We start from the raw sequence: 21547 nt of genomic DNA, 5'->3' as shown, positions 1-21547 counted from the left end.
AACCCGGCGCGTCTACCCAGTTTAGTCAAGGAAATACTGGAAAACCCTTACCGATCTTCGAACCTTCGCGCATACTATGCCGCGGCATGCCTGGGCTGCTCGTACGTGCCCAGCACGAGTCGGCGGACGTGAGGGGACTGGGCCCATGCTCGACGAGACAACGGCATCGCGGACACCGAGAAGGCGGCGGCTGGTCACCGTTCTCGCGGTGACCGCCCTGACCGCCGGCATGACCGCGGTCGCGGCCTCGGGCCCGGCCGCAGCGGCCAGCGGCGGCCCGACCAACACGTACATCGTGCAGATGGCCGAGGTGCCAGCGACCGGCTACACCGGGAGCGTCTCCGGATATCGGGCCACCAAGCCCGCGCCCGGCACCAAATTCCACTCGAATTCCGCTGACGCGAGCAAATATCGCGGCTATCTGCGGGGCCGGCACGACTCGCTGGCCCGTCAGGCCGGTATCAGCAAGGTCTACGACTATTCCGTTGGTTTCAACGGTTTCGCGGCCAGGATGACCGCCGCCAAAGCCGCCCAGTTGGCCCGTACGACCGGCGTTCTCAGCGTCAGCAAGAACGAGCTGCGCCAGGCCGACACGGTCAGCACGCCGGCCTTCCTCGGTCTCGACAAACCCGGCGGACTGTGGGAAAAACTCGGCGGTCCGGAGCGCGCGGGCGGCGGCCAGAACCTGGTCATCGGTGACATCGACAGCGGCATCTGGCCGGAGAACCCGTCCTTCCGGGCACTCACCAACCCCAGCCGGCTGACCGGTTTCCAGGGCAGCTGCGCGGCCGCCGAACAATGGACCACGGCCAACTGTGGCAACAAAATCGTCGGCGCCCGCTACTACAACGCGGGCATTGGCGGCAACGCGGCGGTCAAGGCCGCGCCGTACGTGAACGAGGTCGCCTCGGCGCGGGACATCAACGGCCACGGATCGCACACCGCGTCGACGGCGGCCGGCGACTACCACACCGACATGATCGTCAACGGCAACTCCCTGGGCCTGGGCAGCGGGATGGCGCCGGCCGCCCGGATCGCTGTCTACAAGGCGTTGTGGCACACCGGTTCCAGCGCGTCCGGCAGCACCGCCGACCTTGTCCAGGCCATCGAGGACGCCATCATCGACGGCGTCGACGTCATCAACTACTCGATCTCCGGCAGTCGTACGAACGATCTGGACCCGGTCGAGGTCGAGTTCCTTTACGCGGCCGCGGCTGGCATTTTCGTGTCGACCTCGGCCGGCAACGATGGCCCGGGCACCAGCACGGTCGCGCACAACTCACCGTGGCTGACGACCGTCGCCGCTGGTACGCACGACCGCGCGTTCCAGGCGAGCGTGACCCTCGGCAACGGGGCGACCTACACCGGCGCCGGCATCGGTGCGGCCGTACCCAGCAGCCCGCTCATCCTCGGGACCGCCGGCGCGCTGGCGGGCGCCAACCCGACCGCGGCCCGGCTCTGCTTCTCCAGAACCTGGGATCCGGCGCACCCCGAGGGCGCGCTGGACCCGGCCAAGGTGGCCGGCAAGATCGTGGTCTGCGACCGCGGCACGAACGACCGAGTGGACAAGAGCAAGGCCGTACGGGAAGCCGGTGGCGTCGGCGTCGTACTGGCCAACACCAGCCCGAACTCGCTCAACGCCGACCTGCACACGCTGCCGACCGTGCACGTCAGCGACACCGACGGCGCCGCCGTCAAGGCCTATCTCGGCGGCACCGCGACCCCGACCGCATCGCTGTCCGCCGGCCACAAGGTCAGTGGCGTCGAAGCTCCCGGCGTGGCCAGCTTCTCCTCGCGTGGCCCGGCCTTGGCCGGCGGCGGTGACGTGCTGAAGCCGGACATCATGGCGCCCGGTGTGGACGTACTCGCCGCCGTTTCGCCGGTCTCGCACGACGGCCGGAACTTCGACTTCGAGTCCGGCACATCGATGTCGTCGCCGCACATCGCCGGCATCGCCGCGCTCATCCGCCAGCTCCATCCACAGTGGACACCGATGATGGTGAAGTCGGCGCTGATGACGACTTCTTCGTTGCTGGACAACAAAGGCGACCCGATCACCGCGGACACCGGCGGCCCGGCCGGCGCGTTCGACTACGGCTCAGGCCACGTCACACCGAACTCCGCCGCCGATCCGGGCCTGGTCTACGACAGCAACGTGATCGACTGGGGCCGGTTCCTGTGCGGCACCGGTGACCTGGCCGCCAGCAACACGATCTGCCGGATCGTGGGCAGCGCCGACCCCAGTGACCTGAACGCGCCGAACATCGCGATCGGCGACCTCGCCGGCAACCAGACGGTGACTCGTACAGTCACCAACGTCGGCATCAAGCGCTCCACCTACACCGCCCACATCGCCGCGCCGGCGGGCGTCACCGCCACTGTTTCACCGACGACCCTGACCGTCGCTCCGGGACGTACGGCGTCGTACAAGGTGACTTTCACCCGTACGACCGCCGCCTTTGGCTCGTACGTGACCGGCGCACTGACGTGGGCGGACGGCACTCACAGCGTCCGCAGCCAACTCGTCATCCGGCCGGTGGGCGTCCGGGCACCGGCCACCGTCACCGGCAGTGGCGCCTCCGGTTCCACCACGGTATCGGTGAAATCCGGCTTCACCGGCACCCTCAGCACGTCGGTCGCTGGCTTCGTACCGTCGACCAAACGCCCGGCCACGCTGAAAAACCCGAGTGGTTCGAGCTTCCCGACCACGAACCCGGCGGCCACCGACCACACCGCCAAATACACCGTAACGGTGCCGGCTGGAACATCGTTCGCACGGTTCGCCACCTTCGACGCTGACGTGGCCGCCGGCACCGACGTCGACATGTTCGTCTACAAGGGGGGCACCACCACGCTGGTCGGCTCCAGCACCGGCGGCACCGCGCAGGAACAGGTCGATCTCGTCGGGCCAGCGGCTGGCACGTACGACATCTACGTCGACATGTTCGCGCTCGGCTCGGGCGCCACCGAGCAGGTCATCACCGAGAACGACTGGCTGCTCGGCAGCGCCGCGGCCAACAACCTGACCATCGCTCCCGCCACCCAACCCGTCACCAACGGCAAGAGCGCCTCGGTCAGGACCACCTGGTCGGCCCTGCCCGCCGGCGCCCGCTACCTGGCCCGCCTCACCTACTCAGGCAACGCAACCCCGTACGCGAACACCACCCTCACCCTCAATCTTTAACCACCCGCGAACTCGACGTTTTCGTCACCGACGCGCCAGTGTCGGCAACGAAAACGTCGAGTTCGGGAGGGCCCTATCGGGCTACGTGGCGGCCGGCGTCGACCGTGCCGGTACCGTCCGCGTACCGATCGGTCGGCTCCACCGGGGCCGCGTAGTGCTCCGGGCGCGGCGCGGTGACCGCGGGCTCGTTCAGCCGGGCCGCCAACTCGTCGCGTTGCTGGGCGGCCTCGGCGGCCTGCCGGCGAGCGGCCCGTAGGTCCGCCCGGGTGGCGCGACGCCGTCGGGAGGCCACCCCGAGCATCCAGAATCCCAGGCAGAACACGAGCCCCACGGCGATGCCGAGGGCGAACAGCTCAGGGCCGTTCAGCGTCGCCAGGTGTTGCCCGAACGCGGTGATCGAGTGGCTGGGACCGCCGGTGAAGGCGATTCCCAGCACCGCCACCACGATCGCGACCAGGATGAGCAGAAGTCCGATGATCATCGCCAGTTCACCTCCGAGAGTCGGCCCGTCCAGGACCGCACCCCCGGAGTACCCCACCCTCGCCGCGACCAAACCGTTACCAGCGCAGTGGACGGCGGTCGCGGAAGAAGCCACCGGTTGGCCCGTCGTCCGGCAGGGTCGCCGCCCAGACCACCCCGGCGGCTCCCTCGGCGACCGGCCGGCCGCCCTGACCCATGTCGGTGTCCACCCAGCCCGGGCAGATCGCGTTCACCAGAATGCGATCCCTTTTGAGTTCTCCCGCCAGAAGTCGGGTGAGCGCGTTGAGCGCTGCCTTGGACACGCTGTACGCCGGAGTGCCACCGGACATCGCGGCCAGCGAGCCGGCTTCGCTGCTCACATTCACCACTCGCGGATGCGCACTCGCCCGCAGCGGGTCCAGCAGCGCCTGAGTTACTTGCCACGAACCAAAAAGATTGGTCTCCATCGCTTCCCGGACGACGGCGAGGTCGGCCGTGACAGCACGTTGCCACGTGTCGTACAGAATCGCCGCGTTGTTGACAACCGCGTCCACGCGGCCGTACGTACGGCTGACCTGCTCGGCCATCGCCGCCACACTCGCACTGTCGGCGACATCCAGCTGGCACGCCTGTACCCGCTCGCCGAACTCCTTCGCGGCCGCCTCCCCCTTGGCCAGGTCGCGCGACCCGAGCACCACCGCATAGCCGCGATCAGCGAGCTGCCTCACCACCTCCAACCCAATGCCACGGTTCGCACCCGTCACTAGCGCCACCGGCGTTTCGGCCATCCCACGCTCCTCCCCGACTACGTGTCAGCTTATGCAGCTCGCAAGCCAGCACCTGCGACCGTACGGACACCTGGCGCGTGACCAAAAACCCGTCGGCCCGACTGCATCATCCGCGAGTTTCGGCCGGGCGCGAAGCGCAGGGCCGGATAACCGCGGTTCCTCGATCGAGAGTCCGAGGTCGGCCAGCGCCGGCGACCAGCTGAACGCGCTCCCGCGCAGCTCCCAGCCGCAGCAACAGTCCCCGCTCGCATGCGGGCGATGTTCCACGGTGCGTACCGGGGGCCCGTTCACTCAGTCAGTACGCCCTTATTGCCAGAATTTCGCAATAGTGTCGCGCCGATCACTTTTGCGGTGCCGGCGAGTCTGTACGGATGCAGGACCAACGCACCCAGGAGGCAAGAATGGCCCTTCCCCCGATCGCGTCCAGACAAGAGTGGCTGGTCGCCCGCCGCGAGCTGCTCGCCCAGGAGAAGGCGCTCACCCGGCAACGCGACGCGGTCAACGCGCAGCGCCGCCGGTTGCCCATGGTGAAGGTCGACAAGGAGTACGTTTTCCAGGGCCCGGACGGGAAAACCAGCCTGCTCGACCTATTCGAGGGGCGCCGGCTCACGACATCACTTTCGTTGCCATCGCACGCGCGCCACTGGCCAGCATCGCCCGCCACAGTGACGGCCACGACTGGCGGTTCCCGTTCTATTCCTCGTACAACACCACCTTCAGCTACGATTTCCACGCCACCCTCGATGAGTCGGTCGCGCCGGTTGAATTCAACTACCGCAACAAAGAAGAGCTCATCGCGGCCGGCATGAAGGACTACCTGCTCGGCGACGGACCCGCGAACAGTGTTTTCCTGCGGGCCGGAAACGATGTCTTCCACACCTACTCGGCGTACGCACGAGGCCTGGATTTGTTGAACCTGCCCGCGCTTTTCCTCGACCTGACCCCTTTCGGCCGGCAGGAGGACTGGGAAGACTCCCCCGCGGGCTGGCCCCAGAAACCCACCTATGGCTAACAAAGGGCCTGTTCGACAGCTTTGACGACCGCACCAGCGCCGTCTTCTTCGGCGAGGTGACTGGCGATCTCTCGCGCGGCGCGGCCGTACGCCGGATCCTTGACCGCGGCCTGGACAGCCGCGGCAAGGCGGCCGGCTGTCAACCTCCAGTACGGCACGGTCGCCGGGCTGACGCCGAGTTCGCGCAGCCGGTATGCCCAGAACGGCTGGTCGCCAGCGACGGGTACGCCGACAGCCGGCACTCCGGCGCGCAGCCCGGCCGCGGTCGTACCAGCCCCACAGGCGTGCACAACGGCCGCCATTCTTGGGAACAACCACTCGTGCGGGACGTCCCCGATGGTTATCACGTCGTCGGAGCGTACGTCCAGATTTGCCCATCCCGCTTGGATAACTCCCCGCACACCGGCCGCGCGCAACGCGGCGAGCGCAAGCTCGGACAGTCTGGCCGCCGCCTTCGGGCCGGTCATCACGCTGCCAAAACCCAGAAAGACCGGTGGCGGCCCAGCGTCCAGAAAATCCACCAGCTCGGCTGGTGGCCGCCAGCCGGGAACGACCTGCGGCCACCAATAACCGACCACTTCAAGACCCGTCCGCCAGTCCCGCGGCCGCGGCACGACCGCGGGCGAATAGCCGTGCAGGATCGGCCAACCAGCCTCGGTGCGCCGCCGTCTGAGCGCGCTCACACTGGTCGCCGAAAGCCCCACCCGAGCCCGAATATCGTTGACAACGTTGCCATACACTCGATCAACCAGCGCCCCGCCAGCCGCCCCGGCAAGCCGGTTTCCCGGTCCGCCCAGCGACCACGCTCCCAGCACGGACGGTGGATGGGCGGCCGTCGCCGACAGCGGCTGCAACCGTACGCCGATGCTGGGAATGCCGTTGGCCTCAGCGAACGGATGGCCGGCGAACTCCGCCCAAGGCGACAACAACAACACATCGGCCTTCTCGTTTTCCAGTGCTGTCAACACCAACTCGCCCATTGCCCGTACGCTGGCCGGAGACACCGCGGTCAACACCAGCTTCGCCGGGCTCGCACCGGCGATCTCGGTCTCACGGAAATCACCACCCATGGCCCGAAACTCCAGGCCACACCGCTGGATCTCGGCCGCGAAAGGCCTTGAAGCGGCGAGCACGACCTGGTGGCCGGCGGCCAGCAGTCTTACGCCCACGTCAGTCAACGGCGCCACATCACCGCGCGTCCCCATCGCGGCGATCACGACTCTTGTCATGACATCCTCCAGATCGGTTCGAACAGCCTGACCAGTTCCTCGCCATAGCCCAAAACGTCGAAGTCCGGATCCAGGCCGACTTCGAGCACCGCGCCATTGAGCGCCGACCGCACCGCGACCGCCGTCAACTTCGGATGGGGCGCGGAAATCCCTTCGCCCAGGCCGAAGATCGACTCGAGGTCCAATTTGGACAGTTGCGTCAACAGTTCGGGATCGAGCTCAAGGTCATAAAGTCGTTTCCCCGTCGCGGATCGATAGGTCATTCCGATGTCGATGATGACGCCGTGTTCCTTCTTGTGGTCGGCGATGTAAGCCACATTTCCCCGGATGTACGCCCGAAACTTGCCAGCCGCTGTCGTTTCAGCCTGCACCGCCGGCAAAATCCGCTCAATGAACAGCCGGTAGAGCTTGCTGACGATCGCACCCACCAGCTCGTCCTTGCCGGCGAAGTGGTAGAGCACCACGCTCATCGCGACCCCGACCCGGTCCGCGATCTTGCGAATCGAAGCCTGCGGGTAACCGACCTCGGCGATCACGTCAATCGCACAGTCGACAATCTGTGCCCGCCTGGCTCCCTCGGTGAACGTACGCTCGCCTTTAGATCGCATGATCTAACTGTAGATCGACTGATCTACACATGCGAGCGGACCGAGCCTGTCTTTGTCAGACAGGTCAGTCGCGGGTCACGTCGTGGACGAGGATCTGCAGGGCACGGAACTGTTCGGGGGTCTGGTCGAGGATCGCGCGCTTGGGATCGGGCACGGCCAGGAAGCGGTCACTGACGAGTGGACGAAGCGGGGCCAACTGCGGCTCCTCCAAGACCGTCTCGACCGCCGACTTGTCGCCGCCGGTCACCAACGCGTCGAGGTCTGGCACGTACGGAAGCAGGATCCGGCCAGCGACCGCGGCCGCCGCCTGCAGGGCGGCCCTGGCCTGGCCGTCGCGGCGGCGCGCGAAGCGATGCTGCGACCAGCCACCGGCCGCACTACGGCCGTGCACCAACCGGCTGTCCACTTTGGACACCTTGAGTTCGGTGCCGTGGAAGACACCGGCCGCGTGGCCGCCAAGACGTACCAGCAGGACGCCGATCGTACGGTCGACGCCGGCGTGGGCGGCCAACGACGTGAGCAACCCCCCGGAAACCTTCAACGGCGGGAAAGGCACCGGGATGCGCGCGGTCGAGCCGTCCTCGGCGCGTACGGACACCACGTCGTCGGCAAGTGTGGTGTCCAACGAACCATGCCGATTGGCGAACCGGTTCAGCCAGCCGGTCAACCGCTCTGGCGGCACGTCCACCCACCGCCCCCCACCCGCTGCCTGCCGCACCATGCCGCCACGCTACGCCCCAAGCCACCTGCCGCTGCCTCGCGTACGGGCGCGGGTCAGATTAGGGTGCGAGAGCGGATCGACGAAAGGTGGCAGATGGCGAGCCTGTTCATCGACGGCGGCTGGGTCGCGGCACAAGCCCGCGGGGTGCGCGAAATCCACTGCCCCGCCGATGGAACGCTGGTCGCGACCGTCGATGAGGCGACCGCGGCGGACACCGTCCACGCTATTGGCGCGGCCAGAAAAGCGTTCGATGCCGGCGATTGGCCGGGAACGGCCACCGCCGAGCGCGGGGATCTGTTGCTGCGGGTGGCAGACGGCATCGCGGCCCGCACAGATGTCTTCGCGAGAGCCGAATCCCTGGACACCGGCAAGCGGCTGGTGGAGAGCGAATACGACATCGCCGACATCGTGTCGTGCTTTCGCTACTTCGGAAAACTCGCCGGTCAGGACGCCGGCCGGATCGTCGACACCGGCAACGCGGATACCTTCAGCCGGATCGTCCATGAACCGCTGGGCGTCTGCGCGCTGATCACCCCATGGAATTACCCGTTGTTGCAGGTGTCGTGGAAAGTCGCACCGGCGCTGGCCGCCGGCAACACCTTCGTCCTCAAGCCGAGCGAGTTGACGCCGAGCACCGCGATCCTGCTGATGGACGTGCTGGCCGAGGCCGGTTTGCCAGCGGGCGTCGGGAATCTTGTGTTGGGTGCCGGCGCCACCGCCGGCGCACCGCTGGCCGAACACCCAGACGTCGATATGGTCTCGTTCACCGGCGGCCTCGCCACCGGCCGCGTCATCGCGGCAAATGCCGCGGCCACCGTCAAGAAAGTGGCGCTGGAGTTGGGCGGCAAGAACCCGAATGTGGTTTTCGCCGACGCCGACCTGGAAACCGCGATCGACTATGCGCTCACCGGCGCATTCCTGCATTCCGGCCAAGTTTGTTCGGCCGGCGCCCGGCTCATCGTCCAGGAAACTGTGCACGCCCAGGTCGTCGACGAGGTGGTCGCCCGCGCCGGCCGGATCCGGCTCGGTGGGCCGTTCGACGAGAACGCCGAAACCGGAACGCTGATTTCGGCCGTTCACCGGGAAAAGGTGGAGAAGTATGTGGCCACCGCGATCGCCGAAGGTGCGATCGTACGCACCGGCGGCAAACGGCCGGACGGAACCGAGTTCGCCAACGGTTTCTTCTACCTACCAACGGTTCTGGACGGCGTACGGCAGGGCACCAACGCCGTGGTCGAGGAGGCTTTCGGGCCTGTCCTCACAGTTGAGACCTTCACGGACGAGGATGACGCCGTGCGCATCGCCAACGACACTATCTACGGTCTCGCCGGCGCGGTTTTCACCCAGGACGCCGGCAAAGCGCAACGAGTGGCCGGACGGTTGCGGCACGGCACGGTCTGGATCAACGACTTCCATCCGTATCTGCCGCAAGCCGAATGGGGCGGGTTCAAGCAGTCCGGTGTCGGCCGCGAGCTCGGCCCACACGGACTGGCCGAATATCAGGAGGTGAAACACATCTACCAGAATCTGCGGCCGGCTCCGCAGCGATGGTTCTCCGGATAGGGAGTGATATGTCGACAGCTGACGACGCGGAACTCAACGAGTTCGGATATTCCAACAAGCTCAAACGCTCACTGGGCAGCTTCCACACCTTCGCCGCCGGGATCAGCTACATCTCGATCCTGACCGGCACCTTTCAACTCTCCTATCTGGGCATCGCCGAGGGCGGCCCGGCCTACTGGTGGTCGTGGCTGATGGTTTTCGGCGGCCAACTGATGGTCGCACTGTGTTTCTCCGAACTGGCCTCGAACTTCCCTGTCGCCGGCGCGATCTACAACTGGTCCAAGCGGCTGTCGAACCCGCATGTGGCATGGCTCGCCGGTTGGATGATGCTGGTCGCCTCCATCGTGTCGATTTCGGCGACGGCGCTCGCGTACCAGCGGACCCTGCCGCAAATCGATCCGATCTTCCAGTTCATCGGCAACGGCAAGGGGACGTACGACGATGCCGCGAACGCTGTTCTGCTGGCTACCGTACTGATTGTCTTCACCACTGTCGTCAACGCGGTCGGCGTCAGACTGATGGCCCGGATCAACAGCACCGGCGTCTTCATCGAACTGGTCGCGGCCGTCCTGCTGATCATCGCACTGGCCACGGTCATGACCCGCGGGCCGGGCGTGGTCACCGAAACGTTGGGTACCGGAGCCGGGCACACCTGGGGCTATCTCGGCGCGTTTCTGGTCGCATCGCTGGCTTCGTCGTACGTCATGTACGGTTTCGACACCGCGGCCTCGCTCGGCGAGGAATCCCTGAACCCGCGCAAGAATGCACCACAGGCAGTGCTTCGCGCACTGGTCGGCTCGTTCATTCTGGGCGGTTTGATCATTCTGTTCGGGCTGATGGCGGCCCGGAACCTGAACGCGCCGCAGCTCAAGACCGACGGCCTACAGTTCGTCCTGACCGACGCGCTCGGGCCGGCGATCGGCCGCGCTTTCCTGATCGCCATTGCCATCGCGATCACCGTCTGCGTGTTGGCCGTCCACACCGCGGCAATCCGGATCGCCTTCGCGATGGCCCGGGACAACTGTCTGCCGGGCGGATCGGTGCTCGCCCGAGTAAGCCCGCGTTTCCACACACCAGTGCTTCCTTCGATCATCATCGGGGCGATCGCGGTTTTGTTGCTGGTGGTCAACATCAACCAGCCGCAGATCTTCTCCGCGGTGACCAGTCTCGCGGTGGTGCTGATCTATGTCTCGTACTTGCTCGTCACCATCCCGATGTTGGTCGCCCGGCTACGTGGCAGATGGCCGACCGCCAACGCCCAGCAGGCCGGCCGCTTCCGGCTCGGGAAGTTCGGCCTGCCGGTCAACATCCTCGCCGTGCTGTGGGGCATCGGCATGAGCGTCAATCTTGCCTGGCCACGCAAGGACATCTACAACGCCACTCCGCCATTTCACTGGTATCTGCAGTGGAGTTCGGTGCTTTTCGTGGTCGTCCTCGCCGGCGGCGGCTTCGCATACTACTGGTTCGTCCAGCGCTCTCGAGTCGGGATCCTGGCCGATCACGCCGCCGTGAAGGCAACCGAAGGAGAGGCTGTTTCATGACGTCATACGACTATGTGGTGGTCGGTGGCGGCACCGCCGGAGCGGTCGTGGCGGCTCGGTTGTCGGAGAATCCGGACGTAACGGTCTGCCTGCTGGAGGCTGGACCGTCCGATGTGGACGATCCGGCCGTCTTGGAGCTGACGAAATGGATGGCGCTCCTGGAGTCCGGCTACGACTGGGACTATCCGGTCGAACCACAGAAGTCCGGAAACTCGTTTCTTCGGCACGCCCGGGCCCGGGTGCTCGGCGGCTGTTCGTCACACAACTCGTGCATCGCCTTCTGGGCACCGGCCGAAGATCTGGACGAATGGGCGGCTCTGGGCGCCCACGGGTGGAGCGCCAAGGACATTTTCCCGCTCTACCAGCGATTGGAGAACAATGCCGATCCCGGCGACCACCACGGACGCTCCGGGCCAGTACGGATCCGCAGCGTCCCGCCGCACGATCCATGTGGCGTGGCACTGCTGGCAGCCTGCGCGCAGGCCGGCATTCCCACCACGGCCTTCAACACCGGGTGTACGGTCACCCATGGCGCCAACTGGTTTCAGATCAACGCCCAAGACAACGGCACCCGCGCATCCGCCTCCGTGTCGTACCTGCACCCGATCATCGGCCGGCGGTCCAATCTGGACGTTCGTACGGGCGCGCGCGTCAAGCGGTTGCTTTTTGATGGAACCCGCGCGATCGGCGCCGAATACCTGGCTGAAGATCTCGTACACGGCGTTTCGGTAACCGCGCGCCGAGAAGTCATTCTGTCCGCCGGCGCGATCGATACCCCGAAAATCCTCATGCTGTCCGGCATCGGCCCGGCCGACCACCTTCGCGAGGTTGGCGTCGAGGTGCTGGTCGACTCCCCAGGCGTCGGCTCCACCCTGCAGGATCATCCCGAGGGCGTGGTGCAGTGGAACGCGAAGCGGCCGATGGTGACCGAATCCACCCAATGGTGGGAAATCGGCATCTTCACCACCACCGAGGAGGGGCTCGACCGGCCGGACCTGATGTTCCACTACGGCTCGGTGCCTTTCGACATGAACACGCTCCGGCACGGATATCCGACCACCGAGAACGGGTTCTGCCTGACCCCGAACGTCACCCGCAGTCGTTCGACCGGGACAGTACGCCTGCGTACGCGTGACTTCCGCGACAAGCCACGGGTGGATCCGCGCTATTTCAGCGATCCACACGACCTGCGGGTGATGACGTACGGGATCCGGCTCGCTCGTGAAATCGTCGCGCAACCGGCAATGGCCGGCTGGGCCGGCGACGAGCTCGCGCCCGGCGCGGACGCCCAGACCGACGACGAGATCGCCGACTACATCAGGAAAACCCACAACACCGTCTATCACCCCTCCGCGACCGTCCCGATGGGTGGCCCGCTGGACAGTCGGCTCCGGGTGAAAGGCGTGACCGGACTGCGGGTGGCGGACGGCTCGGCCATGCCGTTTCTGGTCGCGGTCAACCCGTGCATCACCACGATGATGATTGGCGAGAAATGCGCCGACATGATCAATGAGGACGCTCGCTAGCTGGCCAGGTCAAGACCAATTTTAAGTCGGGAGCATTTCCCGGTTTTTCCCGATGACCGCCCCTTCCGGCCAGGGCGTTCCGGTCTCACTCTGGACGAGATGCCAGCTCGCCCAGCCGGAAGGAAATCATGACAACCGACGAAACCCGCGGCGCTGACGAATTCGATCTCGACATTCGCATCGCGGACCGGATTCCGACGATGAAACTCATCGACGACCCGCGCTTTCCCCCACCACCCACCCGACTCCAGTGCACCTTCTGGGCCAGCTGCGAGGCCTGCGTCTTCCCACACTGAGGGTCACCGGCGACTCGGTGACTTCGGTGAACCGTTCTCGGTGTTCGCCGGGGCGAGCCGCTCACCGCAGCGGTCGCAGCACAGATCGCTGTTCATCCGGCCGCCGCAGTCGACATGCGCGATGACCCTCGGCGGGCCGTCGGCCTGCGGATAGTGCCGGTCACCCCAGTCGAGCAAATGCATGAGGACAGGCCAAAGTTCAAGGCCTTTCGGAGTGGACACGTATTCGTACCGGTCCGGACGGCGTTGGTAGCGGTGGCGCGCGACCACGCCCTCCTCGACCAGGTGCTCAAGCCGGGTGGACAGCACGCTCCGAGTGATGCCGAGGCTCTTTTGCAGGTCGTCGAATCGGCTGATTCCGAGCAACACGTCACGCAGGATCAACAGCGACCATCGCTCCCCGACCACCTCCAACGACCGTGAGATCGAGCAGCGCTGACCCTCGTACGTACGCCCCAACATAACGCCACCCTATCCCAGTCAGTTGCATCAAGCGACTCACGACCCGTACAGTCGGTCGCATGACGCTACTCACTGGCCCACCTGCCACGTCCCGGCGCGGGTGGTTCTCCTTCGCGATCGTCTCCGTCGCCATCTACGCGTCCCTCCTGGACACGTTCATCGTCAATCTCGCGTTCTCGGCGATCCAAAAGGACTTTCCAGGCTCCGGACTTGCCGACTTGTCCTGGATCTTCACCGCGTACGCCATCGTCTTCGCCGCTCTGCTGGTCCCTTCCGGCCGGATTTCCGATGCCATCGGGCGGAAAAGGATGTTCCTGCTCGGCTTGGGACTTTTCGTGGCGGCCTCGGCGGCCTGCGCGATCGCGATCTCGCCCGCGATGCTGATTGCCGCCCGGATCCTCCAAGCCGCTGGCGCGGCCTTGTTCACCCCGGCAGCGCTCGCCGTGGTCCTGCCTGAGTTCCCGCCGCAGCGCCGGGCCGCGGTTTTCGGTGCGTGGGCGGCGGTTGGGGGCGCCGGGGCCGCCAGTGGGCCGCTGCTGGGTGCGGTGCTCGTCCAGTTCGACTGGCGCTGGATCTTCCTGGTCAACCTTCCGCTCGGAATGGCATCGCTGATCCTCGGATCGCTGCGGCTACGGGAAAGCCGCGACCGGCGCGAGTGGCAGCTGCCTGATCTCTGGGGCACCGCCGGGTTGATTGTCGGCGTCACCGCGCTGACCCTCACCATCGACAAGTTCGGTCAGTGGAGCCTTCCGACCACGCTGATCACCGCCGCGATCGCCGCCGCGATCCTGCTCGCGGTGGTCGGCAGGTCGTTACGGCATCGGTCCCCTGCCTTGGAAATCGGCCTGCTCCGCCGGCGCACCTTCCTGTTCGCGGTCAGTTCCGCGCTGCTCTTCTCGGTAAGTTTCGCAGCCGGCATCCTGGCCGGAGCGCAGTTCCTGCCCCTGCACTGGCATCAGTCCATCCTCGCCACCGGCCTCCAGTTGAGCCCCGGCCCGATCATGGCCGCCTGTGTCGCAATCCCGTCCTCTCGCCTGCTCGGACCACGGCTCGGCCCACACCGGGTCGGAGCCATTGGCGGTCTGTTGATGGCCGCCGGGGCCGTCTGGCTGACCGGGCGAATCGGGCCGACACCGGCCTACGTCAGCGAACTGCTGCCGGCTCAACTGCTGACCGGTATGGGCGTCGGGATGACCATCCCGTCGTTCGTCTCGGTGGCCCTCAGCGTCGTCGACCCAGCCAGGATCTCCACCGCGGTGGGCATTTCCTCGATGTTCCAACAGATGGGCAGCGCGTTCGGCGCGGCCGCATTCGTCAGCATCGTCGGCAACCCAGCGGCCGCCGAGCCCATCGCCGCGATCAATGCCTTCCATCGCGGTTGGCTTTTCGTCGCGGGCATGGCGATCCTGTCCGCCGTCGTCTTGTTGTCCTCTGGTTTTACGCCCTACGAACGTCGTTCCGCGACGCACCCGGCAAAGGACGGCGGATCGAAGGCGGCGACCGCTGGAAGTTCACCGGTGTAGCGGGAGATTTCGACAAGAGCGTGTTGGCCGGTGCAGCCCTGGGCGAGCGACGACGTGCCGCGGTCGGTGGTGAGAACGTTCGGGTTGCCATGGATGCAGGTGGCGATGTCCGGGCGGGACGGGTCGTACCAGGCTCCGGTGGAAAGCTGCACGACTCCGACGCGTACGTCCACAGTGGACTCGACGGCGGCCAGGCAGCTACCCCGGTCGTTGAAGATGCGTACGACGTCACCGTCGGAGAGTCCGCGAGACGCACAGTCCGTCGGATGCACGCGTACGCGCTCACGCCCGTGAGTCTTACCGGCCATGCTGTGAGCGCCCATGTCCAGCTGACTGTGCAGCTTCCGAGCGGGCTGATTCGCGATGAGATGCAACGGAAAGCGCTGGGCCAGTTCAGAACCGAGCCATTCCTCGGGCTCCAGCCAAGCGGCGTGTCCAGGGCAGTCGGCATAGCCAAACCCAGCGACCGTCTCGGAGAAGATCTCAATCCGGCCGCTCGGCGTGTTCAGCGGATGCTTGTCTGGATCGGCCACAAAATCAGCGAGTGGTGGATCGGGCTCGCGCAGACCCGGCAGCCGAATGTTGCCAGTCTCCCAAAAAACGTCGAAGTCCGGCACCTCGTGACCGCGTCTTCTCCAGGACTGCTGCCAGTTGCCATAAAGCTTTCGCAACCAGGCTGCTGAGTCTCGGCGCTCGGTGAACTCCTGATATACGCCCAAGCGCGAGGCCAGGTCACCAAAGATGTCGTAGTCGTCGCGGGCCTGGCCGACCGGAGGCACGACCTGCTTCATCGCGATCAGGTACGGGTCCCCCCTACCGGCGCCCATGTCGTCTCGTTCGATCGTCAGAGTCGCCGGCAGCACGATGTCCGCATGTTTCGCCATCCCAGTCCAGAACGGCTCATGCACAACGATCGTGTCGGGTTTGGCCAACGCGCGAGTCAGCCGCTGCAAGTCCTGGTGATGGTGAAAGGGATTACCACCAACCCAGTAAATCAACCGAGTGTCCGGATAGGACAGTCGATGCCCGTTGAAGTCGCCCGATTCGCCGGGCCGCTCCAACATGTCGACGATGCGCGCACACGGGATGAAATCGGAAACCTCGTTTCGACCTTGCCGCAGCGTCGGCAGCGGGCCGGACAAAGGCTTGCCGGCGTCACCGATCGAGCCGTACCCGTGCCCGAAACCACGGCCCGGCAGGCCGATCTGCCCCAGGTATGCGGCCAACGTCAGGCCCGCCCACAGGCTCTGCTCGCCGTACTGAATGCGCTGCAACGACCAGCTTGTCGTCACCAACGTCCGACAAGAAGCCATCCGCCGAGCCAAAGTCCGGATCTCATCGGCCGGTACGCCGGACAACTCAGCTGCCCATTCAGGCGTCTTGGCGACCCCGCCGGTGAGGTATTTTTCGACCATGTCAGCGCCAGCCACATACCTGTCCACAAAGGACCGATCGGCCAGCCCCTCAGTCACCAGGACCCAGGTCATCGCGAGCATGATCGCCACATCGGTGCCGGGAATGGTGGGCACCCACCGCGCATTCAGCTCCGAAGCCGCATCGTCAGCCAGCGGACTGATAGACACCACCTCCACGTTATGCAGCGCGGAAAGCTCGGAACCGATCCGGTGCTCGGAAAGTCCGCCGGGCGCGACCGCCAGATTGCTCCGCCGTACGCCACCGAAGGCCACTATCAAGTCGGTGTTGGCGGCGATCGTCTTCCACGACATGCCCTGCCGGAAAACCTGATGTCCACCAGCCGGGCCAAGAATCCGCGGCAAGGTGACCTCGGACGCGGCATTGCTGTAGTTGTTGACGGATCGGGTGTAGCCACCGATCGAATTCAGGAACCGGTGCACTTGCGACTGCGCGTGGTGAAACCGGCCGGCGCTCCCCCACCCGTACGAGCCGCCAAAAATCGCGCGATTTCCGTAAGACTCCTTTACCCGAGACAGCTCACCGGCGAGCAGATCCAGAGCTTTGGACCAACTGACGGGAACGTACGAGTCAGATCCTCGCCGAGAATCCGGACCAGGACCGGCGCTAAGCCAGCCGGCGCGAACGTACGGCTGCTTGATCCGCGACCGATGCCGATGCGCGTCGACGACATTGCCGATAAGCGGAGACGGCTCAGGATCGACCGGATGTGGCTCTACGCCAACGATCCGACCGTCCTGAGCCGTTGCCACAAAGGCTCCCCAATGGGAGCTGTGCGGGACTTCTCTAGACGTTGAAGCCAAGAGCGCGGAGCTGGTCGCGGCCGTCGTCGGTGATCTTGTCCGGGCCCCACGGCGGCATCCAGACCCAGTTGATCCGGAAGTCGTTCACCAGCCCGGTTGGCCCGGAAACCAGCGCCTCGCGGACCTGGTCCTCAATCACGTCGGTCAGCGGGCAGGCTGCCGAGGTCAGCGTCATGTCAACCGTGGCGATGTTCTCATCATCGACGTGGATCCCGTAGATCAGGCCAAGATCGACGACGTTGATGCCAAGTTCTGGGTCGACGACGTCTTTAAGCGCCTCTTCTACGTCGTCAAGTTCCGCCTTGGTCCGCTCGGCGGTCGGCGTTGTGGTCTCGTCGCTCATCGTGTTGCCTCCGTCGAAGTCGACGCGTCGGCGCCCGCCACAGCCCGCGCGGTCGCGTCCTTGAATGCCATCCACCCCAGCAGCGCGCATTTCACCCGAGCCGGATATTTCGCGACGCCGGCAAAAGCGACGCCGTCGCCAAGCACTTCCTCATCCGGCTCGACCGTGCCGCGGCCACCGATCATCCGCTGGAACTCGTCACCGACTGCCATCGCGTCCATCACCGGCTGGCCGGCGACCAGGTCGTGCAGCACCGATGCCGAGGCCTGGCTGATCGAACAACCCTGTCCCTCGTACGAAAGTTCCTCGACCACCGAGCCATCCGCGGACAGCTGCACCCGCACGGTCAGCTCGTCGCCGCAGGTCGGGTTGACGTGGTGCGCCTCGCCCGAATACGGGTCTTTGAGCCCCCGCCCGTGCGGGTGCTTGTAGTGGTCCAGGATGATTTCCTGGTAGAGCGATTCCATCTTCATGGCTTGAAGAACCTCTGGGCGCGTTCTATTCCCGCCACCAGCGCGTCGATGTCCTCTGTCGAGTTGTAGAGGTAGAACGTCGCGCGGGTGGTCGCTGGAATGTTGAAGCGGCGGACAATGGGCCAAGCGCAATGGTGCCCAACCCGGACCTCAACGCCCTGGTCGTCCAGCACCTGCCCAACATCGTGCGGGTGGATGCCGTCCACTACGAAGGAAACCGCGCCGCCGCGGGCCACATTCGTGGGAGGGCCGATGACACGTACGCCGGGCAGCGACTCCACCGCGTCCAGTGCGTACGCGGTGAGCTGCTTCTCGTGTTCGGCGACATTGGCCATGCCGACCTCGGTCAGGTAGTCGACCGCGGCACCGAGCCCGATCACCTGGGCGATGTTCGGCACACCGGCCTCAAAACGCTGCGGTGGCGCGGCAAAAGTCGTGCCCTCCATGCGTACGACCTCGATCATCGAGCCGCCGGTCAGGAACGGCGGCATCGCGGCGAGTAGGTCGTATCGGCCCCAGAGCACACCAACACCGGTCGGGCCGAGCATTTTGTGGCCGGAGAAGGCGACAAAGTCCGCGCCGGACTCGACCACATCAAACGGCATGTGCGGCACCGACTGGCAAGCGTCCAGCACTACCAGGGCGCCGACTTTGTGGGCCTTCGCAGCGATTTCGGCGACCGGATTGACCGTACCGAGCACATTGGACTGATGCACCAGCGCGACCAGCTTGGTCCGCTCGGTGATCACACTGTCCACATCGGACAGATCCAGCCGACCCTCGTCGGTCAGCCCAAACCAGCGCAGGGTGGCGCCGGTCCGCTGACAGAGTTGCTGCCAGGGCACCAGATTCGCGTGGTGCTCCATCTCGGTGACGACGATCTCGTCGCCGGGACCCACCACAAACCGAGCCGCCTCCGGCCCGGACGTGGCCGCGTTGCTCATCGAGTACGCGACCAGGTTCAGGCCCTCGGTCGCGTTCTTGGTGAACACCACCTCGTTGTCCCGCGCGCCGATGAAGGCGGCGATTTTCGCCCGCGCACCCTCGTAAAGATCGGTCGCTTCCTCGGCGAGCTGGTGGGCTCCGCGATGCACGGCCGCGTTGTGCCGCAGATAGTACGAGCGCTCAGCGTCCAGCACCTGCACGGGTTTCTGCGACGTGGCACCCGAATCCAGATAGACCAGCTGGTGGCCGTCCCGGACAGTGCGCTGCAGAATGGGAAAATCGGCTCGGATCCGCTCTACGTCCAGCGTCAGTTCCGGAGCCGGCGCGCCCATCAGACCGCCGCCTTGGTGTATCGCACGTACCCCTCGGACTCCAGCCGGTCGGCCAGCTCCGAGCCGCCTTCTTCGACGATTTTGCCACCGACGAAGACATGCACGAAGTCCGGCTTCACATACCGCAGAATGCGCGTGTAGTGGGTGATCAACAGCACGCCGACTTCGCCGGTCTCGGAGACCCGGTTGACGCCGTCGCTGACCACTCGCAGCGCGTCGATGTCCAGGCCCGAGTCGGTTTCGTCGAGGATCGCGATCTTCGGCTTGAGCAGCTCAAGCTGAAGGATCTCGTGGCGCTTCTTCTCGCCACCGGAGAAGCCCTCGTTCACGTTGCGCTCAGCGAAAGCGGAGTCGACCTCAAGCCGCTCCATCGCTTCCTTGACTTCCTTGATCCAGGTACGCAGCTTCGGCGCCTCGCCGCGAACGGCGGTCGCGGCCGTACGCAGGAAGTTCGAGACGCTGACCCCTGGAACCTCGACGGGATACTGCATCGCGAGGAACATGCCGGCGCGAGCGCGCTCGTCGACGGTCATCGACAGCAGGTCTTCGCCGTCGAGAGTGACCGAGCCGGACGTGATCCGGTATTTCGGGTGGCCAGCGATGGAATACGCCAGTGTCGACTTGCCGGAGCCGTTCGGCCCCATGATCGCGTGGGTTTCGCCCGCTTTCACCGTCAGGTCGACGCCGCGCAGGATCTGTTTCTCCTCGCCGTCGGCGATGGCGACGCTGACGTGCAGATCACGGATTTCCAGAGTGCTCACTTCACGGGCTCCTGAGTTGCTGTCTGTACGGCAACGTAAACGTCGCCGTCCGAAATGCGGGTTTCATAGGTGGGTACGGCTTCGGTGGCCGGCAGGCCGGTCGGTTTTCCGGTCCGCAGGTCGAACTGCGAGCCATGCAGCCAGCACTCGATGGTGCAGCCTTCGACATCGCCTTCGGACAACGGAACTTCGGCGTGCGAACACACATCGCGGATCGCGAAAAACTGATCGTCCTCGGTGTGCACGACCGCCACCGGCTCGCCGTTGACCTGAACGCCGATGGCCTCGCCGGCCGGCACTTCGCCGACCGCGCAGGCACGTACGAAATCATTGGCCATTTAGGCGCCCGCCTCTGCGAGCCGCGCTTCCACCGTGGCGGTGATCCGATCGCGAAGCTCTTCCACCGGAATGCGGCCAATCAGCTCGGCGAAGAATCCCCGCACGACCAGGCGGCGGGCGTTCTCAGCGGTAATGCCGCGAGACATCAGATAGAAAAGCTGTTCGTCGTCAAATCGACCGGTCGCGCTCGCATGACCGGCGCCGACGACCTCACCGGTCTGGATTTCCAGGTTGGGCACCGAATCCGCGCGGGCGCCCTCGGTCAGCACCAGGTTCCGGTTGATCTCGTACGTGTCCGTGCCGGTCGCCTCGGGCCGGATCAGGACATCACCGATCCACACCGTGTGCGCGTCTTTTCCTTGCAGGGCACCGCGGTAGACCACGTTGGACCGGCAGTCCGGCACCGAGTGGTCGACCAGTTGGCGGTGTTCCAGGTGCTGGCCGCCGTCGGCGAAGTAGATGCCCAGAGCCTGCGCGTCGCCGCCGCGACCGGTGTAGTCGACAGTGGTGAACTGTCGTACCACATCGCCGCCGAGGCTGACCGAGATGTGCGTGATGCGGGCGTCCCGGCCGAGCTTGAGCCGCTGGTGCTGCAGGTGCACCGAACCGGAGTCGAAGTCCTGCACGCTGACCAGGATCAGTTTCGCGTTGTCCCCGACCAGCACCTCGACGTTGTCGGCCAGCACGGCCGGACCGGTGTGGTCAAGGACCACGGTGACCTCGGAGCCGGCGCCGATGTCGACGACGGTGTGCGCGAACGACGCTCCGTCAAGATCGCCGCCACCCACGTCGACCACCACTGGTGTCTCGACCTGGATGTCTTTGTCCACCGACAGAACAAAAGCCTCGGTGAAGGAGGTGTACGCCTGAGCGCTGATCCGGTCGAACGGCACCAAAGCGGTGCCGATGCGCTTGTCGTCGCGGCCGACGTTCTCGATGCGTACGCCCGAAGGCAGCTCCGCGACCGACCGCTTGACCGGCGTCCCGCTGGCCACGAACGAGCCGTCATGCAGGCCGGCGAGGCGGCTCAGCGGAGTGAACCGCCAGTCCTCGTCGCGCATGGTCGGCACCGAAAAATCCGCCACGTCATACGACGTGAGGGCCGCGGACCGGGTGGCCGGTGGGGCGCCGGCGCCCGGCTGAGAGCGCGCATCGGCGGTGGTCGTCGTCATGTGTTTCCGGTTCTCCTCTTTGAAAACTAGATC

Annotated in this window: 19 protein-coding genes and 1 pseudogene; 7 read left to right on the top strand and 13 right to left on the bottom strand. The window is 65.7% G+C overall.

Going from position 1 to position 21547, the window contains the following annotated elements; translation table 11 throughout:
- Positions 1–145: 145 nt before the first annotated feature.
- A complete protein-coding gene (locus ABD301_RS35940; RefSeq protein WP_344314621.1) occupies positions 146–3184 on the top strand; it encodes a S8 family serine peptidase in 3039 nt (1012 codons plus the stop codon).
- 73 nt (positions 3185–3257) lie between these two features.
- On the opposite strand, the gene ABD301_RS35935 is transcribed toward ABD301_RS35940, so the two are convergent.
- Together ABD301_RS35935 and ABD301_RS35930 are read right to left on the bottom strand one after the other, a co-directional pair.
- Positions 3258–3665, bottom strand: coding sequence for a hypothetical protein (locus ABD301_RS35935; RefSeq protein WP_344314620.1), 408 nt, complete (start codon positions 3663–3665; stop codon positions 3258–3260).
- Positions 3666–3741: 76 nt separating this feature from the next.
- On the bottom strand, positions 3742–4431 hold the full coding sequence (locus ABD301_RS35930; RefSeq protein WP_163573583.1) for an SDR family oxidoreductase: 690 nt from the start codon (positions 4429–4431) through the stop codon (positions 3742–3744).
- A gap of 401 nt (positions 4432–4832) precedes the next feature.
- Between ABD301_RS35930 and ABD301_RS35925 the strand changes: the two are divergent.
- Positions 4833–5443, top strand: a pseudogene (locus tag ABD301_RS35925) (DUF899 family protein).
- On the opposite strand, the gene ABD301_RS35920 reads toward ABD301_RS35925, so the two are convergent.
- The 3 genes from ABD301_RS35920 to ABD301_RS35910 form a co-directional block, all read right to left on the bottom strand.
- On the bottom strand, positions 5440–6672 hold the full coding sequence (locus ABD301_RS35920) for a glycosyltransferase (protein ID WP_344314619.1): 1233 nt from the start codon (positions 6670–6672) through the stop codon (positions 5440–5442). The pseudogene ABD301_RS35925 and the gene ABD301_RS35920 overlap by 4 nt on opposite strands.
- A complete protein-coding gene (locus tag ABD301_RS35915) occupies positions 6669–7280 on the bottom strand; it encodes a TetR/AcrR family transcriptional regulator (RefSeq protein ID WP_344314618.1) in 612 nt (203 codons plus the stop codon). The genes ABD301_RS35920 and ABD301_RS35915 overlap by 4 nt, the downstream gene beginning before the upstream one ends.
- Positions 7281–7344: 64 nt before the next feature.
- Positions 7345–8001 (bottom strand): acVLRF1 family peptidyl-tRNA hydrolase, encoded by a 657-nt coding sequence (locus tag ABD301_RS35910; protein ID WP_344314616.1) that lies wholly within the window; start codon positions 7999–8001, stop codon positions 7345–7347.
- 93 nt (positions 8002–8094) lie between these two features.
- Here ABD301_RS35910 and ABD301_RS35905 point away from each other — a divergent pair, with 93 nt between their 5' ends.
- From ABD301_RS35905 to ABD301_RS35890, 4 genes are all read left to right on the top strand, one after another.
- Positions 8095–9564 (top strand): aldehyde dehydrogenase family protein, encoded by a 1470-nt coding sequence (locus tag ABD301_RS35905; RefSeq protein WP_344314614.1) that lies wholly within the window; start codon positions 8095–8097, stop codon positions 9562–9564.
- Positions 9565–9572: 8 nt separating this feature from the next.
- Positions 9573–11105, top strand: a complete 1533-nt coding sequence (locus ABD301_RS35900) for an APC family permease (protein WP_344314612.1) — start codon at positions 9573–9575, stop codon at positions 11103–11105.
- The gene (locus ABD301_RS35895; protein WP_344314610.1) at positions 11102–12631 is read left to right on the top strand and encodes a GMC family oxidoreductase; all 1530 of its coding nucleotides are present in this window, start codon (positions 11102–11104) and stop codon (positions 12629–12631) included. Before ABD301_RS35900 ends, ABD301_RS35895 begins: the two co-directional genes overlap by 4 nt.
- 128 nt (positions 12632–12759) lie before the next feature.
- Entirely contained in the window at positions 12760–12927 is a 168-nt protein-coding gene (locus ABD301_RS35890) for a hypothetical protein (protein ID WP_344314608.1), read from the top strand.
- A 3-nt stretch (positions 12928–12930) separates the two neighbouring features.
- Here ABD301_RS35890 and ABD301_RS35885 read toward each other — a convergent pair whose 3' ends face one another.
- A complete protein-coding gene (locus tag ABD301_RS35885; protein WP_344314607.1) occupies positions 12931–13389 on the bottom strand; it encodes a winged helix-turn-helix transcriptional regulator in 459 nt (152 codons plus the stop codon).
- A gap of 59 nt (positions 13390–13448) precedes the next feature.
- On the opposite strand from ABD301_RS35885, the gene ABD301_RS35880 reads away from it, so the two are divergent.
- Positions 13449–14912 (top strand): MFS transporter, encoded by a 1464-nt coding sequence (locus ABD301_RS35880; RefSeq protein ID WP_344314606.1) that lies wholly within the window; start codon positions 13449–13451, stop codon positions 14910–14912.
- Here ABD301_RS35880 and ABD301_RS35875 read toward each other — a convergent pair.
- The 7 genes from ABD301_RS35875 to sufD are packed head-to-tail and all read right to left on the bottom strand — an operon-like array spanning position 14834 to position 21514.
- Positions 14834–17149 carry a molybdopterin-dependent oxidoreductase gene (locus ABD301_RS35875; RefSeq protein ID WP_425552013.1) on the bottom strand — a complete coding sequence of 772 codons (2316 nt, stop codon included), beginning with the start codon at positions 17147–17149 and terminating at the stop codon, positions 14834–14836. The genes ABD301_RS35880 and ABD301_RS35875 overlap by 79 nt on opposite strands.
- Entirely contained in the window at positions 17133–17492 is a 360-nt protein-coding gene (locus tag ABD301_RS35870) for a metal-sulfur cluster assembly factor (protein WP_163567090.1), read from the bottom strand. Before ABD301_RS35870 ends, ABD301_RS35875 begins: the two co-directional genes overlap by 17 nt.
- Positions 17489–17965 carry a Fe-S cluster assembly sulfur transfer protein SufU gene (gene sufU, locus ABD301_RS35865; protein WP_163567091.1) on the bottom strand — a complete coding sequence of 159 codons (477 nt, stop codon included), beginning with the start codon at positions 17963–17965 and terminating at the stop codon, positions 17489–17491. Before sufU ends, ABD301_RS35870 begins: the two co-directional genes overlap by 4 nt.
- Positions 17962–19242, bottom strand: a complete 1281-nt coding sequence (locus ABD301_RS35860; protein WP_344314603.1) for a cysteine desulfurase — start codon at positions 19240–19242, stop codon at positions 17962–17964. The genes sufU and ABD301_RS35860 overlap by 4 nt, the downstream gene beginning before the upstream one ends.
- Positions 19242–20003: a Fe-S cluster assembly ATPase SufC gene (sufC, locus tag ABD301_RS35855; protein WP_344314601.1), complete on the bottom strand. Its 762-nt coding sequence runs from the start codon at positions 20001–20003 to the stop codon at positions 19242–19244. The genes ABD301_RS35860 and sufC overlap by 1 nt, the downstream gene beginning before the upstream one ends.
- Entirely contained in the window at positions 20000–20341 is a 342-nt protein-coding gene (locus tag ABD301_RS35850; RefSeq protein ID WP_344314600.1) for a bifunctional 3-phenylpropionate/cinnamic acid dioxygenase ferredoxin subunit, read from the bottom strand. Before ABD301_RS35850 ends, sufC begins: the two co-directional genes overlap by 4 nt.
- Entirely contained in the window at positions 20342–21514 is a 1173-nt protein-coding gene (sufD, locus tag ABD301_RS35845; protein ID WP_163567093.1) for a Fe-S cluster assembly protein SufD, read from the bottom strand. It lies immediately after the preceding gene.
- Between the last annotated feature and the right edge of the window lie 33 nt (positions 21515–21547).

It is taken from the genome of Fodinicola feengrottensis (genome assembly GCF_039530045.1).
GTDB classification, from domain to species: Bacteria; Actinomycetota; Actinomycetes; order Mycobacteriales; family HKI-0501; genus Fodinicola; species Fodinicola feengrottensis.
The sequence above is the reverse complement of the archived record's forward strand: the minus strand, read 5'-3'. Positions and strand labels throughout refer to the sequence as shown.

What these genes read in the sequence shown, in the direction of transcription:
- ABD301_RS35940 (WP_344314621.1), top strand. Translation starts at nt 146, where the DNA reads ATGCTCGACGAGACAACGGCATCGCGGACACCGAGAAGGCGGCGGCTG.
- ABD301_RS35935 (WP_344314620.1), bottom strand. Translation starts at nt 3,665, where the DNA reads ATGATCATCGGACTTCTGCTCATCCTGGTCGCGATCGTGGTGGCGGTG.
- ABD301_RS35930 (WP_163573583.1), bottom strand. Translation starts at nt 4,431, where the DNA reads ATGGCCGAAACGCCGGTGGCGCTAGTGACGGGTGCGAACCGTGGCATT.
- ABD301_RS35920 (WP_344314619.1), bottom strand. Translation starts at nt 6,672, where the DNA reads ATGACAAGAGTCGTGATCGCCGCGATGGGGACGCGCGGTGATGTGGCG.
- ABD301_RS35915 (WP_344314618.1), bottom strand. Translation starts at nt 7,280, where the DNA reads ATGCGATCTAAAGGCGAGCGTACGTTCACCGAGGGAGCCAGGCGGGCA.
- ABD301_RS35910 (WP_344314616.1), bottom strand. Translation starts at nt 8,001, where the DNA reads ATGGTGCGGCAGGCAGCGGGTGGGGGGCGGTGGGTGGACGTGCCGCCA.
- ABD301_RS35905 (WP_344314614.1), top strand. Translation starts at nt 8,095, where the DNA reads ATGGCGAGCCTGTTCATCGACGGCGGCTGGGTCGCGGCACAAGCCCGC.
- ABD301_RS35900 (WP_344314612.1), top strand. Translation starts at nt 9,573, where the DNA reads ATGTCGACAGCTGACGACGCGGAACTCAACGAGTTCGGATATTCCAAC.
- ABD301_RS35895 (WP_344314610.1), top strand. Translation starts at nt 11,102, where the DNA reads ATGACGTCATACGACTATGTGGTGGTCGGTGGCGGCACCGCCGGAGCG.
- ABD301_RS35890 (WP_344314608.1), top strand. Translation starts at nt 12,760, where the DNA reads ATGACAACCGACGAAACCCGCGGCGCTGACGAATTCGATCTCGACATT.
- ABD301_RS35885 (WP_344314607.1), bottom strand. Translation starts at nt 13,389, where the DNA reads ATGTTGGGGCGTACGTACGAGGGTCAGCGCTGCTCGATCTCACGGTCG.
- ABD301_RS35880 (WP_344314606.1), top strand. Translation starts at nt 13,449, where the DNA reads ATGACGCTACTCACTGGCCCACCTGCCACGTCCCGGCGCGGGTGGTTC.
- ABD301_RS35870 (WP_163567090.1), bottom strand. Translation starts at nt 17,492, where the DNA reads ATGAGCGACGAGACCACAACGCCGACCGCCGAGCGGACCAAGGCGGAA.
- sufU (WP_163567091.1), bottom strand. Translation starts at nt 17,965, where the DNA reads ATGAAGATGGAATCGCTCTACCAGGAAATCATCCTGGACCACTACAAG.
- ABD301_RS35860 (WP_344314603.1), bottom strand. Translation starts at nt 19,242, where the DNA reads ATGGGCGCGCCGGCTCCGGAACTGACGCTGGACGTAGAGCGGATCCGA.
- ABD301_RS35850 (WP_344314600.1), bottom strand. Translation starts at nt 20,341, where the DNA reads ATGGCCAATGATTTCGTACGTGCCTGCGCGGTCGGCGAAGTGCCGGCC.
- sufD (WP_163567093.1), bottom strand. Translation starts at nt 21,514, where the DNA reads ATGACGACGACCACCGCCGATGCGCGCTCTCAGCCGGGCGCCGGCGCC.